General features: G+C 69.5%; 17 protein-coding genes. 13 read left to right on the top strand and 4 right to left on the bottom strand.

Features of this window, described 5'->3' with window-relative positions; all coding sequences use genetic code 11:
- Positions 1-69 precede the first annotated feature (69 nt).
- Complete coding sequence (locus ACS5PK_RS13785) at positions 70-459, top strand: hypothetical protein (protein ID WP_439440828.1); 390 nt, start codon at positions 70-72, stop codon at positions 457-459.
- 37 nt (positions 460-496) lie between these two features.
- Positions 497-1,342 (top strand): AraC family ligand binding domain-containing protein, encoded by an 846-nt coding sequence (locus tag ACS5PK_RS13780; RefSeq protein WP_439440827.1) that lies wholly within the window; start codon positions 497-499, stop codon positions 1,340-1,342.
- A 2-nt stretch (positions 1,343-1,344) separates the two neighbouring features.
- Here the strand turns inward: ACS5PK_RS13780 and ACS5PK_RS13775 are convergent, their stop codons facing one another.
- Positions 1,345-2,229, bottom strand: a complete 885-nt coding sequence (locus tag ACS5PK_RS13775; RefSeq protein ID WP_439440826.1) for a LysR family transcriptional regulator ArgP — start codon at positions 2,227-2,229, stop codon at positions 1,345-1,347.
- Between the two features lie 128 nt (positions 2,230-2,357).
- Here ACS5PK_RS13775 and ACS5PK_RS13770 point away from each other — a divergent pair, with 128 nt between their 5' ends.
- Both ACS5PK_RS13770 and ACS5PK_RS13765 read left to right on the top strand, forming a co-directional pair.
- Entirely contained in the window at positions 2,358-2,972 is a 615-nt protein-coding gene (locus tag ACS5PK_RS13770; RefSeq protein WP_439440825.1) for a LysE/ArgO family amino acid transporter, read from the top strand.
- A gap of 60 nt (positions 2,973-3,032) precedes the next feature.
- The gene (locus ACS5PK_RS13765; protein WP_439440824.1) at positions 3,033-3,968 is read left to right on the top strand and encodes a DMT family transporter; all 936 of its coding nucleotides are present in this window, start codon (positions 3,033-3,035) and stop codon (positions 3,966-3,968) included.
- Positions 3,969-4,046: 78 nt separating this feature from the next.
- Here the strand turns inward: ACS5PK_RS13765 and pssA are convergent, their stop codons facing one another.
- Positions 4,047-4,664, bottom strand: a complete 618-nt coding sequence (pssA, locus tag ACS5PK_RS13760; protein ID WP_439440823.1) for a CDP-diacylglycerol--serine O-phosphatidyltransferase — start codon at positions 4,662-4,664, stop codon at positions 4,047-4,049.
- A 279-nt stretch (positions 4,665-4,943) separates the two neighbouring features.
- On the opposite strand from pssA, the gene ACS5PK_RS13755 reads away from it, so the two are divergent.
- The 8 genes from ACS5PK_RS13755 (at position 4,944) to ACS5PK_RS13720 (ending at position 11,972) form a co-directional block, all read left to right on the top strand.
- Positions 4,944-5,585 (top strand): hypothetical protein, encoded by a 642-nt coding sequence (locus ACS5PK_RS13755; RefSeq protein WP_439440822.1) that lies wholly within the window; start codon positions 4,944-4,946, stop codon positions 5,583-5,585.
- Positions 5,586-5,600: 15 nt separating this feature from the next.
- Positions 5,601-5,930: an HPr-rel-A system PqqD family peptide chaperone gene (locus ACS5PK_RS13750; RefSeq protein ID WP_439440821.1), complete on the top strand. Its 330-nt coding sequence runs from the start codon at positions 5,601-5,603 to the stop codon at positions 5,928-5,930.
- Positions 5,927-6,859 carry an HprK-related kinase A gene (locus ACS5PK_RS13745; protein ID WP_439440820.1) on the top strand — a complete coding sequence of 311 codons (933 nt, stop codon included), beginning with the start codon at positions 5,927-5,929 and terminating at the stop codon, positions 6,857-6,859. The genes ACS5PK_RS13750 and ACS5PK_RS13745 overlap by 4 nt, the downstream gene beginning before the upstream one ends.
- The gene (locus ACS5PK_RS13740) at positions 6,856-7,923 is read left to right on the top strand and encodes a nucleotidyltransferase domain-containing protein (RefSeq protein ID WP_439440819.1); all 1,068 of its coding nucleotides are present in this window, start codon (positions 6,856-6,858) and stop codon (positions 7,921-7,923) included. The genes ACS5PK_RS13745 and ACS5PK_RS13740 overlap by 4 nt, the downstream gene beginning before the upstream one ends.
- Before the next feature lie 146 nt (positions 7,924-8,069).
- Positions 8,070-8,486 (top strand): FKBP-type peptidyl-prolyl cis-trans isomerase, encoded by a 417-nt coding sequence (locus tag ACS5PK_RS13735; RefSeq protein ID WP_439440818.1) that lies wholly within the window; start codon positions 8,070-8,072, stop codon positions 8,484-8,486.
- 39 nt (positions 8,487-8,525) lie between these two features.
- Positions 8,526-9,029 carry a PH domain-containing protein gene (locus ACS5PK_RS13730; RefSeq protein ID WP_439440817.1) on the top strand — a complete coding sequence of 168 codons (504 nt, stop codon included), beginning with the start codon at positions 8,526-8,528 and terminating at the stop codon, positions 9,027-9,029.
- Complete coding sequence (locus ACS5PK_RS13725) at positions 9,022-10,620, top strand: PH domain-containing protein (protein WP_439440816.1); 1,599 nt, start codon at positions 9,022-9,024, stop codon at positions 10,618-10,620. Before ACS5PK_RS13730 ends, ACS5PK_RS13725 begins: the two co-directional genes overlap by 8 nt.
- Positions 10,621-11,036: 416 nt before the next feature.
- A complete protein-coding gene (locus ACS5PK_RS13720) occupies positions 11,037-11,972 on the top strand; it encodes a class I SAM-dependent methyltransferase (protein ID WP_439440815.1) in 936 nt (311 codons plus the stop codon).
- 24 nt (positions 11,973-11,996) lie between these two features.
- On the opposite strand, the gene ACS5PK_RS13715 is transcribed toward ACS5PK_RS13720, so the two are convergent.
- Together ACS5PK_RS13715 and adh are read right to left on the bottom strand one after the other, a co-directional pair.
- Positions 11,997-12,389: a DUF779 domain-containing protein gene (locus tag ACS5PK_RS13715; RefSeq protein WP_439440814.1), complete on the bottom strand. Its 393-nt coding sequence runs from the start codon at positions 12,387-12,389 to the stop codon at positions 11,997-11,999.
- An 85-nt stretch (positions 12,390-12,474) separates the two neighbouring features.
- Complete coding sequence (adh, locus tag ACS5PK_RS13710) at positions 12,475-13,995, bottom strand: aldehyde dehydrogenase (protein WP_439440813.1); 1,521 nt, start codon at positions 13,993-13,995, stop codon at positions 12,475-12,477.
- 330 nt (positions 13,996-14,325) lie between these two features.
- On the opposite strand from adh, the gene ACS5PK_RS13705 reads away from it, so the two are divergent.
- Positions 14,326-16,257: a sigma-54-dependent Fis family transcriptional regulator gene (locus ACS5PK_RS13705; RefSeq protein ID WP_439440812.1), complete on the top strand. Its 1,932-nt coding sequence runs from the start codon at positions 14,326-14,328 to the stop codon at positions 16,255-16,257.
- Positions 16,258-16,313 lie beyond the last annotated feature (56 nt).

The raw sequence follows: 16,313 nt of genomic DNA, 5'->3' as shown, positions 1-16,313 counted from the left end.
CCACACTGGAGGCGTTCCTTTCCCACAACGATCCGCGTCACGCGGCCTGAGCTTTCCAAGGAGTCCATCATGAACATGCCGTCCCGCCTCGCCCTCGCCTTCACCGCCCTTGCGCTCACGGGACTGGCCCAGGCCCAGGAGACCACGGTGCTGGATCCGGTGAGCCTTCAGAAGCAGCCGGCCACTCCCATCGCCCGCTCCTCCATGAAGGTGCTGGCAGGGGTCTACCAGATGGAGGATGGCCGGCAGTTGCGGGTCGATGGCAGTGGCCTTCGCATGCGCATCAGCCTGGGCAGCGAAGCGCCGGTGGCCATGACCTCCTCGCCCGACGGCGTCTGGCACAGCGCCGACGGCGAGCTGCGCATGCAGTTCCATGGCCAGGAGTGGGACACGCCGGACGCCGTCCTGCTGAGCATGCCGCGCAAGAACTGGAGCCTGGCCTCCTTGAACCTGCGCTGAGGGCGGGGCTGCCCGGCTGTGCCATGATGGCCGGGCCATGCAGTCCGATGCCCTCCTCCGCTTCGAAGGCCCCGAGGACCGTGCCTTGTACCGCCGTCCCGCCGGTCGGTCGGGCGTCGAGTTCTACCGGGCGCGCATCCGCGACCACCGCTTCGAAGCGCATTCCCACGAAGCCTATGGCCTGGGCGTGATCACGGGCGGCATGGGCCGCTTTCGCTGGCGTGGCAGCGAGCACCTGGCTCCGCAGGCCAGCCTGATGCTGATGAACCCGGAAGACCTGCACACGGGGCAATCGGCGGATGCTGACTGCTGGACCTATCACATGGTCTACCTTGACGAGGCCCTGCTGCCAGCCTACGGCGGTGACCACAGCTGGCGCTTCGACGCAGCCGTCAGCGGCAGCCCGGCGCAGGCCCAGTCCGTGGCACGCTGCATGGTGGCCCTGTGGGAGGCGCGCGAGCCGCTGGCGGTCGACAGCCTGCTGCTGCAGCTGGTGGAGCTGATCCGCCCCCAGGCCCGCGTTCAGGGCCGCAGGGTCCAGGCCGCGGGGCGTTTCGAGCCCGTGATCGAGTGCATGCGCAGCCAGCTGGACCAGGTGCTGACCCTGGAGCAGCTGGCCGCAGTCGCAGGCCTGAGCCCTTTCCACTTCCTTCGCAGCTTCCGCGACCAACATCACGCCACGCCGCAGCAGGTGCTGATGGCACTGCGCAGCTTCGAGGCCAAGCGCCTGCTGGCCCTGGGCCGGGCGCCCGCCGAGGTCGCGGCGGCCACCGGCTTCAGTGACCAGTCCCACCTGACCCGCAGCCTGCTGAGCCGCTATGGCGTCACGCCGGCTGCCTACCAGCGGCAACTGGGCCTGTCCGGCAGGCAGCAGGGGCGCTGAGCTCAGCCGCGCAGGCCCAGACGTGCCGCCTCCTCCACCGTCCGGGTGACAGGCTCCAGCAAGGGCCAGGACTGAGCGGCCGCCTGCCAGAAGAGCGGCACCTCCAGCGGGGCGGGGTTCAGCGCCTGAAGACTGCCGCAGTCAAGGTCAGCCTGCACAAGACTGCGGGGGCACATGCCCCATCCCATGCCGCTGCGGCAAGCCGCCAGGTACACGTCGTTGGACGGCAGCCAGTGGCTGGGCAGGGGCGGGCTCTGCTCCAGCACTTGTCGGACCCAGCGCGACTGCAGCTGGTCCCGCCGGTTGTAGCTGAGGCAAGGGGCCTGCATGAGGGCGCCGAGCTGCAGGCCGTTGGCGAAGTGTCTGTGGATGAAGCCTGGCGTAGCGACGGCCAGGTAGTCCATGCGGCCCAGGGCCAGGCTTCTGCAGCCGGGCAGGGGGTCGGCCACGGCAGTCACGGCGGCCAGGACGTCACCCTCGCGCAGGCGCTCGGCGGTGTGGTCCTGGTCGTCCAGGCTCAGGTCCAGCAGCCAGTCCTGGTCTGAGAGCGCAATGGCGGCGGGCATGAACCAGGTGCTGAGGCTGTCGGCATTGACGGCCAGGCGCAGATTGCCCAAGCGCCCCTGCCCGGTCTGAGGTGGCAGGCTGGCCAGCAGCTCGCGCTCCAGCAGGGACACCTGCTCCGCATGGCGGCACAACTGCAGCCCGGCGGGCGTGGCGCGGCAGGGGCTGTCTCGCACCACCAGCACCTGGCCCAGGCGCTGCTCCAGCAGCTTGACACGCTGAGAGACGGCAGAAGGGCTCAGGTGCAGGCTGCGGGCCGCCTTCTCGAAGCTGCCCTCGCGGATGACGGCAGCCAGCGCGGCGATCAGGGGGTAGTCGAGCATGGCAGACAGGAAGTGCGGGGCGTCCGGGGCGGCACTGCCTCAGGGCGAGGGCAGGGATTCAGCGCCGCTGAAGGCGCTTCAGGAAGTCTAACTGGCCCTCCTGCCGCCCTGCAGGCATGCTGTACGCCATGAACGAACTTGCTGCCTTTTTCCAGGGGATGGTGCTGGTCGCGGGCCTGATCGTCGCCATTGGTGCCCAGAATGCCTTCGTGCTGCGCCAGGGCCTGCTGCGCCGGCATGTGGGCCTGGTCGTAGCTTTCTGCGCCCTGGTCGACGCCTTGCTGATGGCCCTGGGCATCTGGGGTCTAGGCGCGGTCGACGCCCGGTTGCCGGGGGTGACCGTGGTCTTGCGCTGGGCTGGCATCGCCTTCCTGGTGGCCTACGGCCTGCGTTCGTTGCAGCGGGTGGCGAGTCCGGGGGGGCTGCAGGCTGGCAGCGGCCAGGCCGCCTCGGCCGGACGCACGCTGGCGCAGGCTGCGGCCTTCACCCTGCTCAATCCCCATGTCTACCTGGACACCGTGCTGCTGGTGGGGGCCATCGGCACGGCGCAGACGCCAGTGCAGCGCCCGCTCTTCTTCATGGGGGCGGTCTGCTGCAGCCTGCTGTGGTTTGCCGCTCTGGGCTATGGAGCGCGCCTGCTGGCGCCGGTCTTTGCGAGACCCCTGGCCTGGCGGATCCTGGACCTGCTGCTGGGGCTGATGATGCTGGCCCTGGCCTGGGGCCTGTTCAACGCCGTGGCCTGAGGCCTCACGGCAGCAATCCTGTACAAGCTGCCGTCCGTCTGCGGCCGGCATGATGGCGGCATGTGGACAGGTGTTCTCTTCGCGCTGGCGGCCGGGCTCATGTGGGGCCTGGTCTTCGTGGCCCCTCAGATGCTGCCGGACTATCCGGCCGCCCAGCTGATGGCCGGCCGCTACCTGGCTTTCGGGCTCATCGCCTTGCCCCTGGCCTGGCTGGACCGCCGCGCCCTGCGCGAGTTCGCGGCGGCGGACTGGGGGGCGGCACTGTGCCTCAGCGCCATTGGCAACTTTCTCTACTATCTGTGCCTGGCCGCCGCCATCCAGCGGGCAGGCGGGCCGCTGCCGACCATGATCATCGGGACGCTGCCGGTGCTCATCGCCCTGGTGTCCAACCACCGCAACCGTGTGCGTGACGGACGCCTGCCCTGGTCCCGGCTCGCCCTGCCACTGGCCTTGATCGCCGCTGGTCTGGTCTGCGTCAATCAGGTCGAACTGCAGGCCCTGGCGGGGCAGCCGGCCGAGCGCCGGGGGGCCTATCTGCAGGGCGGCTTGCTGGCGGTGGGGGCGCTGCTGTGCTGGACCTGGTATCCCATCCGCAATGCCGACTGGCTGCGCGCCCACCCGGATCGCAGCCCTCGTGCCTGGGCCACGGCCCAGGGCCTGGTGACTCTGCCGCTGTCCCTGCTGGCGTTTCTGGCACTGGGCCTGCTGCAGCGCACAGGGCAGCTCGAGCTGGACCTTCCCCTGGGGCCCCGCCCCATGGTCTATGTCGGGATGATGCTGGCCATAGGACTGCTGGCCTCCTGGGCGGGCACCCTGTGCTGGAACGAGGCCAGCCAGCGCCTGCCCACCACCCTGGTCGGGCAGTTGATCGTGTTCGAGACCCTGGCCGCCCTGGCCTACGCCTTTGCCTGGCGTCAGGAATGGCCAGCCGCACTCACCGCCCTGGGCATAGGGCTGCTGGTGGCTGGCGTGCTGGGTGCGCTGAGGGTGCGCTGAGGGTGCGCTGAGGGGGGGCCTCCGCCCGCACCGGGGCGGCCCGGCGGCGAGGGCGGCGGCTCTGCGGGCCTCCGCGGATCAGAGCTTGGGAATGCGGATGCGGCTGACCATCAGTGAACCCGAGGCCGCGAACAGCAGCACCAGCGGATGGAAATTGAAACCTGCCAGCTGCAGTCGGCCGCCCCACATCTGGTCCCCGAGAGCGCCCTGGGCGGCGGCCACCCACAGCAGCAGCACCAGCACCAGGGAGGTGGGGATGGGGGTGCCCTCGAAGAACTTGACCTTGTCGCCCCCTTCCGAGAGCTTTTCGGCGGTGATGTTGAAGCGCGCCAGGCGCGAGACCCCGCAGGCCACGAAAAAGACCAGAATGATGCGGTCATAGAGACCCTGCATCCCGCAGCCGTAGGCGATAGCTGCAGGAGCGACGCCGAAGGAGATCACGTCCGCCAGGGAATCGAGCTCGCGGCCCATGGCCGAGCTCTTCTGGCGCCAGCGGGCGATGCGGCCGTCCAGGATGTCGAAGACCAGGGCAGCCGGAATCAGGGCACAGGCGTAGAACAGGTGCAGCACCTCGCGGGTCTGCAGATAGGTCATCACCGAGAACAAGGCGCCCATGCCGCAGAAGGCATTGGCCAGGGTGAACCAGTCCGCCAGATGGAACTCGCGAATCATGGAAAAGGGTTTGGGTCGGTTCATGGGGCCAAAGAATACAGGAGGCCGGCCGGGCTGCCGGGAGGACTCCCCTCCCGCGGCGCTGCGGGGCTGTGCCGGACGGCGTCCCCCGTTTGAGCGGCCTGCACCGGGCCTGTGGCCCCCCCTGGATGCGCGGGTGAGGCGTCCACGGTGTCTGCGATAGTGTCAAATACAGGACCATTGGCAGGCTGGCCATGCATGTCGACGCGCGTGTCGCAAGGCGTGCAAGCGCCCCGGCCGCCCCGGTTTTTCAATGAGTTCTCTGGACTGTAGAGGTTCGTTATGGACAAGCAGCATTCGACCCCCGATCAGCAGACGACACGGGATCCCCTGGCGGCGACCCGTGGGCTGTCTGCCGAGGCGCTGGCACGCCGTCGCATGCTGCTCAAGAGCGCCGGCACCGGCGGGGTGGCGACCCTGGCGGCCCTGAGCCCCATGAAGGCCATGGCTGGCGGCGTGACCCTGGCCGTTTGCAGCAGCGCCAAGACGGGCAAGGCCGTGATCTGCACCATCTCCGGCGTGCAGTCCGCAGCGCACTCCTTCCATGGCGAGACCTTTCCCAACGCCTGGGGCTACAGCCCCGGCTGGTGGGGGCAGATCAACTATGTCAGTGGCAAGGCCGTGCCGCGCCGTACCTGGCCCTGCAACTACAACGTGACGGTCGGTTCCATCCTGATCCGCGCCAGTTCGACCACCAAGAACCTGACGTTGTTCACGCTGATGAGCAACTCGAGCTATGCCGACACGCCCGAGCGTCACTGGCTTTGTGCCTACCTCAACGCCCTGGCCTACGAGACCAACACCGGCTGGGACAAGGGTCGCACGGGCTGGGCCTTCCCCTACAGCTCGACCGACGTCATCAACTTCTACCTGAACAACGACCTGGCGGCCTACAACTTCTTCGTGAGCTACCTGGAGAAGTGAGCCATCGTCCCCCGCGTGGCTGATCCCGCCACCCCTGCACAGTCCCAAGCGCCCGCCCTTGCCAGCGGGCGCTGGTCCTTGCACCCCCTGGCCGAGTTCCACTGGCGCTGCTGGGGGGATGACTGGGTGCTGTTTGACAATGGCAGCGGCCAGACCCTGCAGCTCGACGCCCTCCTGACCGCGGCGCTGACCGAGCTGGAACAAGCTCCCGCAAGCCTGGCCGAGCTGCAGCAGCGCCTGCCGCGGCTGTTGGAGCGTCCCCTGCCGGACGAGGTCTGGCCCGGCCTGGCTCAGGGCCTGGGATTCCTGGCCGAGCAGGGCCTGCTGAGACACTCACCTGCATGAATCTTGCGCAGCTGACGCCCCTTGAACTGCACGCCAGCCTGGCCCGGGGGGATCTGGTCCTGCAGGCTGGCGTGTTCAGCTACCGGCTGCAGAGCCCGCTGCCCCTGATCGAGCAGGGCCTGCGCCAGCTCTACGGCGGCTACCCCTGCCTGCCGCCGGACGTGCAGGCCGATTTTTCTCTACGCCTGGACCACGGCCGCGGCCTGCACCGCTGGTGGCATCGCCAGGTGCGCTTCAGCTCGGACGGCGAACGACCCTTCGAGCCATTGCCGCAGTCGCATGCCTTTGCTCAGATGGAGTGGGCCATGAACTGGTGCGTGAGCACCCGTGCCCACCAGTACCTGATGCTGCACGCAGCCGTGCTGGAGCGCGGTGGGCATGCGCTGCTGATGCCGGCCCCTCCCGGTTCCGGCAAGAGCACCTTGTGTGCGGCCCTGACCCATAGCGGCTGGCGGCTGCTGTCTGATGAGCTCTGTCTGCTGAGCCTCGCCGACGGGCGCGTGCACCCGGCCGTGCGCCCGGTGAGCCTCAAGAACAACTCGCTGGACGTGATCCGCCGCTATGCGCCGCAGGCGGAGTTCGGGGCCGTTACACGGGGCACCAGCAAGGGCGATGTGGTCCATATGAAAGTGCCGCAGGACCAGGTCCAGCGCATGGCGGAGCCGGCCGTGCCTCGCGTGGTCGTCTTTCCGCGCTATGCCGTCGGCGAGCCCACGCACCTCCAGCCCCTGCCCAAGGCGCCCGCCATGATCGAGCTGGGCAAGAACTCCTTCAACTACCTGCTGCTGGGCCTGCAGGGCTTTGAGGCGCTGGGCGCCATGCTGGAGGGTTGCGACTGCTACGAGTTGCGCTACGCCGATCTGCATGACGTCATCCCCCGCCTGGCTGCCCTGATGGACGGCTTGCCGTCGACGGAAACCGCCGCATGAGGGACCTGCTGCATCTGTTGCTGCAAGGCGTGCTGCCGACCGCATACCAGGGGCGGGATTGGGAGCGCCTGCTGGGCCAGGCCCGCCAGGGCCGCCTGCTGGGTCGCCTGGCCTGCCGCATGCAGGACCAGGGCCTGATGCCGCTGCTGCCGGGGCCGGTGCGCATTGCCCTGGAGGCCAGCCTGCGCGTGCTGGAGCGCCATCGCCACGAGGTGCGCCACGAGCTACTGGCCGTGCGCGAAGCCCTGCAGCCGCTTGGCCAGCCCGTGCTGCTGCTCAAGGGGGCGGCCTACCTGCTGGCCGAGCTGCCACCGGCCCGCGGGCGCATCTTCTCGGACATCGACCTGCTGGTGCCCGAGCCCCAGCTCGGCGCCGTGGAGTCCGCCCTGATGGCTCAAGGCTGGATCAGTGAGGAGCGCCAGGCCTATAACCAGCGCTACTACCGGCAGTGGATGCATGAGATCCCGCCGCTGCGCCACGTGCAACGGGGCTCGGTGCTGGACGTGCACCATGCGCTGGCGCCTCGCAGCTCACGTTTCCACACGCCAGGCGTCGAGCTGATCGCGCAGTCGCAGCCGCTTGGTGCCAGCGGCTTTCGCCTGCTTCAGCCCACGGACCTGGTTCTGCACTCGGCCCTGCACCTGTGCCTGGACGGCGAGCTGGACCACGCCTGGCGCGATCTGCTGGATCTCCATGACCTCCTGAGCCTGCTGCCCGCCGAGGGGGGCGCCACGGCTCTGCTGGACCGGGCGGTGCAGCTGCGTCTGTTGCCGGTGATGAGCCAGTCGTTGGCGCCCCTGTGCAGGCTGCTGCCTGAGCACGGCCTGCTGCAGTCTCTGGCCGCCGGCCTGGATGCCGTGCAGCCGGGCTGGCAGCGTTGGCCGTCGGCGCGCTGGATGTGCACCGCCCTGGGCCTGGATGAGACCGCCAGCTCCGCTCAGCGCCAGCGCGCAAGCCGGCGTCTGTACTGGCGGGCTCACTTGTTGCGCATGCCGCCGCGGCTGCTGTTTCCGCACCTGCTGCGCAAGTCCTGGATGGGTCTGCGCGAGCGCCTCGCGCCCTGAGCTTGCTGGCGGCGTGGCCCGTGGAAGGGGGCGTTGCGCCTGCGTGTCTGCGGCGGTGGGCGAACTCCGTAACGATACGGCTTGGCGGTCCAGCCCGCTTGCAGCATGATGCGCCGCATTTCGACCTCGCAGAAAGCAGCGATCCCATGAGTCTCTTCTCCCGCAATACCCCCTTTCTGCTGGCCCTGGCCCTGTGCTGCACGGCAGCCGGTGCCGCCGAACCTGTCACCACGTCCACGGGCCTGGTCTATGAAGAGCTGGTGGCAGGCAGCGGTGAGCAAGCCACCGCGGCGGACAAGGTGCGGGTGCACTACGTCGGCACCTTTGCCGACGGCCGGGAGTTCGACAGCTCGGTGCGCCGCGGCCAGCCGGCTGAGTTCCCGTTGGGCAAGGTGATCAAGTGCTGGACCGAAGGCGTGCAGCGCATGAAGGTCGGTGGCAAGGCGCGCCTGACCTGTCCGGCATCCATCGCCTATGGCGACAAGGGTGCCGGCGGTGGCTTCATCCCGCCTGGCGCCACGCTGTATTTCGAGGTCCAGCTGCTGGGCGTTACCAAGCCCTGAGTCCGCGGCTGGGGCGCTGTGCCGCCCCGAGGAGCATGCATGAATAGTGAGATGGAGGGCAGCGCCGGCCAGGTGCTGGGGAAGATGCGCACTTTGTGCACGCTGTGGCAGCTGCGGGCGGCCCTTGTGTGTGCCGTGGTGCTGGCGGGAGGAGCCGTGGGGCTGCTGTCCCTGATCGACGAACGCTGGCCCTGGCACTGGCTGGCCGGGGCCGCGCCGCTGGTCCTGTTGCTCAGCCTGGGTCTGGGGGCGGTCTATGGTGCCTGGCGCTACCAGGCCTACAGCGCAGCCCTGCATCCTGGCGAGGGCCTGGTGCTGCGCCGCGGCGTGTGGTGGCAGACCGAGAGCTGGGTGCCCATCGCCCGCTTGCAGCACCTGGACCTGCAGCAGTCACCGCTGGAGCGGCTGTGGGGCATGGCGCGCCTGGAGCTGCACACGGCGGGCCAGCACGATCACAAGACGGCGGTGCAGGGCCTGCCGCTGGCCGAGGCCCAGGCGCTGCGGGCCTCGCTGATGCCGCGGGTGCAAGGCCACCATGAGTGACGCCCGGGACGATCTGCAGACCGGCGCCTGGCAGCGCCTGCACCCGCTCTCCGCCTTGTTTGTGGCCGCCCATCTGCTGCGGCATGTGGCCTTGCCTGTGCTGGTGGCCCTGGTCTTCGGCCGGGGATCGGGTTGGGAAGTCTGGGCCGCCATCCCCTTGGGCGTGACCGCCATCTGGGCCGTGCTGCAGGCCAGCCGCTACCGCTATGCCTTGCAGGGCACGGAGCTGGTCATCCACGAGGGCGTGCTGGGGCGACGCGTGCGCCATGTGCCGCTGGCCCGCATCCACAACACCAGCCGCCTGCGCCAGCTGCCGCATCGCCTGCTGGGTGTGACGGAGTTGCATCTGGAGTCCGCGTCCGGCGGCAAGCCCGAGGCGGTGATGAAAGTGCTGAGCCTGAGGGCTGCCCTGCGACTGGAGCAGGCCCTGCGAGGCACGCCGCAGGCCGTGCCTGGCGCTGCTGCTGCTGCTGCTGCTGCTGCTGCGGCGGCGGCGGCGGCGACGGACGCCGCTGCCAGTGCGTCCGTACCACAGCCTTCGACGCGCTTGCTGCATCGCCTGGGCAGCCTGGACATCCTACGCCTGGGTCTGATCTCCAACCGAGGCATGGTGATCGTGGGCACCGCCTTCGCGGCCCTGGCTCAGAAGCCCGAGCTGCATCGCCGCTTCTTTGGCTGGTTGTCCGGGCCCACCGCCTGGGTGCGCCAGGCTTTCGTCCGCCTGTTCGAATCCGGCCACTGGTTATGGCTGGCGGCGGAGATCGCCCTGCTGGTGCTGGCCTTCCTGGTGTTCGTGCGTGTGTTGTCCGTGGTGCTGGCCTTCTTCCGCTACCAGGGCTTCCGCCTGGAGCAGGACGGCGAGAAGCTGCAGGTGCACCGCGGCCTCAGCACCCAGGTGACGGCTACCGCGCGGCTGCCACGCCTGCAGCGCTGGGAGCTGGTGGAGACCTGGCTGCACCGCCGCTTCGGACGCTGCCGCCTGGCGGTCAGCGTGGCCGGCCACGATTCGCAGGACCACGAGCATGGCCTCGACCCTGGTGGCCGTTTCGATGAGCTGGCCCCCATCGCCACCCCGGCCCAGGCGCAGGCCCTGCTGACGCTATGCCTGCCGGCCCTGCAATGGGAGCAGCTGCGCTGGCAGGCCTTGCCGGCCCAGGCCTTCTGGCGCCAGCTGTGGGGGCAGGGCCGCGTCCTCCTCATCGTGCTGCTGGTCCTGCTGGCTGCCGACCTCGCGCTCAAGATCGTGGTGCCGCTGCCCGCGCTGCTGGCCCTCGCCCTGGGCTTGGGCGCGGGCCTGGCCGCCTACTGCCGAGCCTGGGTGCACTTCGCTGCCTACGCCGAGTGCGGCGAGCTGCTGCTGTACCGGCATGGTGTGCTGACCCGCCGCTGGGTGGTGGTGGCCGGCCCGCGCCTGCAGCAGCTGAGCCTCTACAGCTCTGCCCTGGACCGCAGCCTGGGCCTGTGCCATCTGCGGGCCGACAGCCAGGGCAGTGGCAAGGTCGGCCGCGCCCTGGACATCCCCTGCCTGCCGCTGGCGGAGGCACAGCGCCTGCGGGCGCGGCTGTGGGGTCAGGTCTTGCGGCCGTATTGACGGGCAAGAGCCGGATGCGTTGCGCAAATGCCTTGTTGCGGTTGCGGCCGCTGCCCGACGGGCATGAGGCTTGTATGCGGATCAGCTCAAAGCACTGCATGCAATAGGGGCGGCATCATCACAAGGCGGCAGCAATCTCGATGCGAGCGATTGCTCAAGCGCTCCCTGTGCTTCTCCTGGGGCGGTCCGGCCGGTCCATGCGCAATTGCTGGCGGTCGAGGGCAGCGTCAGCACGGAGGTCGCCCTGCGCCAACCAGTGGGCCGGGCTGAAGTGCCCGCTGTAGGCGCGCCTGGGGCCCAAGGCGCAGGTGCATGTGGTTCGGGTGGGTGAGTCGTTGCTTGCCCCGCGCTGAGGGAGCAGGCTGGGCAGACAATGCTGAGCTCTGCCCTTGTTCCTGCCCCTCAACAGACCCCGTATGCAAGCCCTGCTCGACACCCTCGCCGCGATGTCCCTGCCCACCGACACCCGGCGCCTCTTCCACGGCCGCGGCGGCCTGCATCCGGGCTGCGAGCACTGGGTGCTGGACTGGTTCGAGCCGGTCTGGGTGCTGACCAGCTTCCAGGCGGTGCCCGAGGAGGACCTCGCGCGCGTGGGCCAGGCGCTGGCGGCGCGCTGGGCCCTCATCGCGCCGGGGCAGGCGCTGAACTGGGTCTTCCAGTGCCGCCAGGACAATGCCGTCGAGACACGCCTGATGGCCGGCAGCGTGCCGGAGCCACACATCGTCACCGAGGCAGGCGCTCGCTACGCCGTGCATGTGCTCAAGGGCCAGAACCATGGCCTCTTCCTGGACATGGCCGAGGGCCGGCGCTGGGTGCGCGAGCGGGCGGCCGCGCAGCCGGGCCTGCGGGTGCTGAACCTCTTCGCCTATACCTGCGCCTTCTCGGTGGCGGCGCTGCAGGGCGGTGCCGCGGAGGTCATCAACGTGGACATGGCCTCGGGCGCGCTGTCCATTGGCCGGCGCAACCATGAACTCAACGGCCTGGGCAAGGCGCCCGCAGGCCAGGCCAGCTACCTGGCCCATGACATCTTCAACTCCTGGGCCAAGCTCAAGCGCAGCGGCCCCTACGGCCTGGTCATCCTGGACCCGCCCAGCTTCCAGAAGGGCAGCTTCGTGGCCACCAAGGACTACGCGCGGCTCATGCGCCGCCTGCCCGAGCTGCTGACGCCGGGCGGCGAGGCCCTGCTGTGCCTCAATACGCCCAAGCTGGGCACGGCCTTCCTGACGGACCAGATGCGCGAACTCGCGCCCACGCTGCAGTTCGTCGAGCGCCTGCCCAATCCGCCGGCCTTCGCGGACGCGGATGCGGAGCGTGCGCTCAAGGTGCTGGTCTACCGCGCCCCGGCTGCCTGAGCGGACAGCGCGGGCTCGGCGGGCTCAGGCCAGGTCCCGCTCCACCTGCTCCGCGATCAGCGCCCATTCCCCGTCGCTGAACAGCCGCGAGCGGGTGTGGAAGGCCAGGCCGGTCGAGCCTTCCAGCGAGAAGGTGCCGCCGTGGCCGTCGATGACGTCCAGGATCAGCTGCGTGTGCTTCCAGTACTCGTATTGCAGCTTGCCGATGTAGAAGGGCACGCCGCCGACCTCGCCCAGGTGCACGTCCTGGGCGCCGATGGTGAGGTCTGTGGGCAGGTAGCAGTTGGCGGCGCTGTTGTCGCAGCAGCCACCGCTCTGGTGGAACATCAGCGCCGGGCCATGCTCGGCCTGCAGGCGGCGGATGAGTGCGAGCGCGGCGTCCGTGGCCACGACGCGAGGGACGAGGGTGTCAGCCATGGCGGGCTCCTGGTCTTCAGCAAGGACAAAGGGAGCGGATCGCTCCGCTCCCTGGCCCATGCGGTGAGCGAGCGGGGCCTCGGGCTCAGAAGAAGCCCAGCTTGTTCTCGCTGTAGCTCACGAGCAGGTTTTTGGTCTGCTGGTAGTGGTCCAGCATGTCCTTGTGGGTCTCGCGGCCGATGCCCGATTCCTTGTAGCCGCCGAAAGCCGCGTGCGCCGGGTAGGCGTGGTAGCAGTTGGTCCACACACGCCCGGCCTTGATGGCCCGGCCCATGCGGTAGGCGACGTTGCCGTTGCGGCTCCACACGCCGGCGCCCAGGCCGTAGAGCGTGTCGTTGGCCAGGGCCAGCGCCTCGGCCTCGGTCTTGAAGGTGGTCACGGCCAGCACAGGGCCGAAGATCTCCTCCTGAAAGATGCGCATCTTGTTGTGGCCCTTGAAGACCGTGGGCTGGATGTAGTAGCCGCCGGCCAGCTCGCCCGCCATCTGCGCGGGCGCGCCGCCGATCAGCAGCTCCGCGCCCTCCTGGCGACCCAGGTCCAGGTAGGAGGCGATCTTGCTCATCTGCTCCTTGGAGGCCTGGGCGCCGATCATGGTGTCGGTGTCCAGCGGGTTGCCCTGGCGGATGGCGGCGATGCGTTCCAGGCAGCGGCCCATGAACTTGTCGTAGATGGACTCATGGATCAGCGCCCGCGAGGGGCAGGTGCAGACCTCGCCCTGGTTGAAGGCGAAGAGCACCAGGCCCTCGATGGCCTTGTCGAAGAAGGCGTCGTCGGCATCGGCCACGTCGGCGAAGAAGATGTTGGGCGACTTGCCGCCGAGCTCCAGCGTGGCGGGGATCAGGTTGTTGGCCGCAGCCTGGGCGATCACGCGGCCGGTGGAGGTGGAGCCGGTGAAGGCGATCTTGGCGATGCGCTTGCTCGTGGCCAGGGGCATGCCGGCCTCGCGGCCGAAGCCGTTGACGACGTTGAGCACGCCCGGGGGCAGCAGGTCCGCGATCAGCTCCACGAGCACCAGGATGCTGGTGGGCGTCGATTCGGCCGGCTTGAGCACCACGCAGTTGCCGGCGCCCAGCGCGGGGGCCAGCTTCCAGGCGGCCATCAGGATGGGGAAGTTCCAGGGAATGATCTGGCCGACCACGCCCAGGGGCTCGTGGAAGTGGTAGGCCACGGTGTGCTCGTCCAGGTCGGACAGCGCGCCTTCCTGGGCCCGCACGCAGCCGGCGAAATAGCGGAAATGGTCGGAGGCCAGGGGAATGTCGGCGTTGAGCGTCTCGCGGATGGGCTTGCCGTTGTCCACGGTCTCGGCGTAGGCCAGCAGCTCCAGATTGGCGTCGATGCGGTCGGCGATCTTCAGCAGGATGTTGGCGCGCTCGGCCGGGGCGGTCCTGCCCCAGGCATCGGCCGCGGCATGTGCGGCGTCCAGGGCCAGCTCGATGTCCTCGGCGGTGGAGCGCGCGGCCTGGGTGTAGACCTGGCCCGTGATGGGCGTGAGCACGTCGAAGTACTGGCCCTTGACGGGTTCGCGCCACTGGCCGCCGATGAAGTTCTGGTAACGGGCCTTGTACTGGACCTTGGCGCCAGGGGTGCCGGGTGCTGCGTAGATCATGGGGTGTCTCCTGCTGGATCAGCTTGTTGAAGTGGTGGTGCGCGGCCGGGCCGGCGCCGACACCCGCGTTGCAAGGGCGATGCCAGCCCCGGTGCCTGCCGGATCGCTGTTGCAAGCCGTTGATCTGACGCATGTTTTCGAGCCCCTCAGGGTCTACCCAGGGCCCGCGAAGACCCTGCCGGCTGTCACCCTTGTCCGGCCTGTGTCAGCGACAGCTGTCACTAATTGCGACAGTTGCGCAGGCGGGCACCGCACCGCGCCGCAGCGCGACGCCAGGCCTCCTAGACTTGGCGCCACAGACCGCGGGTCCACCCGCGCACGGAGACAAGCATGCGTTCCCACCTCCTCGTGCCGGCGCAGCAGCTGCGCCTGGCCCGGCAGCGGCTGACCGAGCAGGGCCTGGCCCAGGCCCCCGGCGTCGATGCCTTGCTGGCGCGCTCCTGGCAGCGCAGCCTCACGGCCGGGCTCTCGCCCATTGGCCGCCTGCAGTGCCAGGACAATCTCGCGGGCCCGGAATTGCAGCGCAGCCGCGTGCTGAGCCACGAGCTGATCAGCCACTCCGAGCCGGTCATGGAGCACCTCTTCGAGCAGGTGCGGCACAGCCACAGCATGGTCATCCTGGCCGATCCACAGGGCGTGCTGATGCACACCCGCGGCGACCTGGACTTCCTCAGCAAGGCCGAGCGCGTGGCCCTGACCTGCGGCGCGAGCTGGGCGGAGTCGCAGCGCGGCACCAATGCCATCGGCACGGCGCTGGCGGAAGCGCAGGAGGTGGAGATCCACGGCGCCGAGCACTACCTGGAACGCAACGGCTTCCTGACCTGCGCAGCGGCGCCCATCTTCTCGGCCCAGGGGCAGCTGATGGGCATCCTGGACATCTCCGGCGAGCAGCGCAGCCGCCATCCGCACACGCTGGGCCTGGTGGGTACGGCGGCCCGCATGATAGAGAACAGCCTGGTGATGGCCAGTTGCCGCCACCAGTTGCTGCTGCAGTTCCACGCACGGGCCGAAGGCATCGGTTCGGTGGCCCAGGGCCTGCTGGCCTTCTCGGAGGACGGCTGGCTGGTGGGTGCCAACCGCAAGGGCCTGGCGCTGCTGGGCCTGGGTGCGACGGACCTGCAGCGCGTGGCCTGGTCCCAGCTCTTCGAGCGTGGCCTGCAGGCTTGGCTGGGCAACCTGCGCCAGTCGGGCACGCGGCCCCTGTTGCTGCGCACGCAGCGGGGAGAAGCCTTCTACGCGCAGCTGCAGGGCCGCAGCCCGGCGGTGCTGAACCTGGCGCCCAAGCCGGGCGCCGCACCGGCAGCGCCCGAGGCCCCGCGAGCAGATGCCCTGCAGCGCCTGGACAGCGGCGACCCCTGCTGGCGTGCTGCGGCCGACAAGGCCCGCCGCGTGCTGGGCAAGGACATTCCGCTGCTGATCCTGGGCGAGTCCGGGGTGGGCAAGGAACTCTTCGCCAAGGCCCTGCACGAGATCAGCCCGCGGCGGGGCCGGCCCTTTGTCGCGCTGAATTGTGCGGCGCTGCCGGAGTCCCTGATCGAGGCCGAGCTCTTTGGGTACGCGCACGGCGCCTTCACCGGCGCGCGCAGCCAGGGCTCGCCTGGGCGCCTGCGCGAGGCCCAGGGCGGCACGCTGTTCCTGGACGAGATCGGTGACATGCCCCTGGCCCTGCAGACCCGCCTGCTGCGCGTGCTGCAGGAACGCGAGGTCCTGCCGCTGGGCAGCGGCGCGCCGGTGGCGCTCGACGTGCAGCTGCTCTGCGCCACCCACCAGTCCCTGGCTCAGGCCGTGAGCGAGGGGCGCTTCCGGGCCGACCTCTACTACCGCATCAACGGCCTGGCCTTGCAGCTGCCGCCCCTGCGCGAGCGCAGCGACCTCGACACGCTCGTGGACCGCCTGCTGGAGTCGCTCGCACCCGACCAGGGCCTGGGGCTGGACCCGGGCCTGCGCGAGGCCTTCCATGCCTATGACTGGCCGGGCAATCTGCGTCAGCTGCACCAGGCGTTGCGCACCGCGGTGGCGCTGCTGTTGCCCCAGGACGGCTGCATCAGCTGGGCCCATCTGCCGGATGATCTTCTGTCTCAGCTCCAGCAGCGCCAGGCTCTGCCTGGTGGCCGCCCGGCCCAGAACCTGCGCGAGCTGTCCCAGCAGGCCATCGCCCAGGCGCTGGAGAACACGCGGGGCAATGTCTCCGCCGCGGCCCGGCAGCTGGGGATTGCGCGGCAGACGCTGTACCGGCGGCTGCAGGCAGCGCGCTGCCCCTGACCTTTAAACTGCCTACCTGCCGTGCCGTGCCGGTGCTGCCCCACCGGAACCAGTCG

The sequence above is a fragment of the Roseateles sp. DB2 genome, from assembly GCF_051857535.1.
Lineage (GTDB): Bacteria > Pseudomonadota > Gammaproteobacteria > Burkholderiales > Burkholderiaceae_C > Roseateles_B.
Note: the sequence above shows the minus strand (reverse complement) of the source record. Positions and strands in the feature narration are given on the sequence as shown.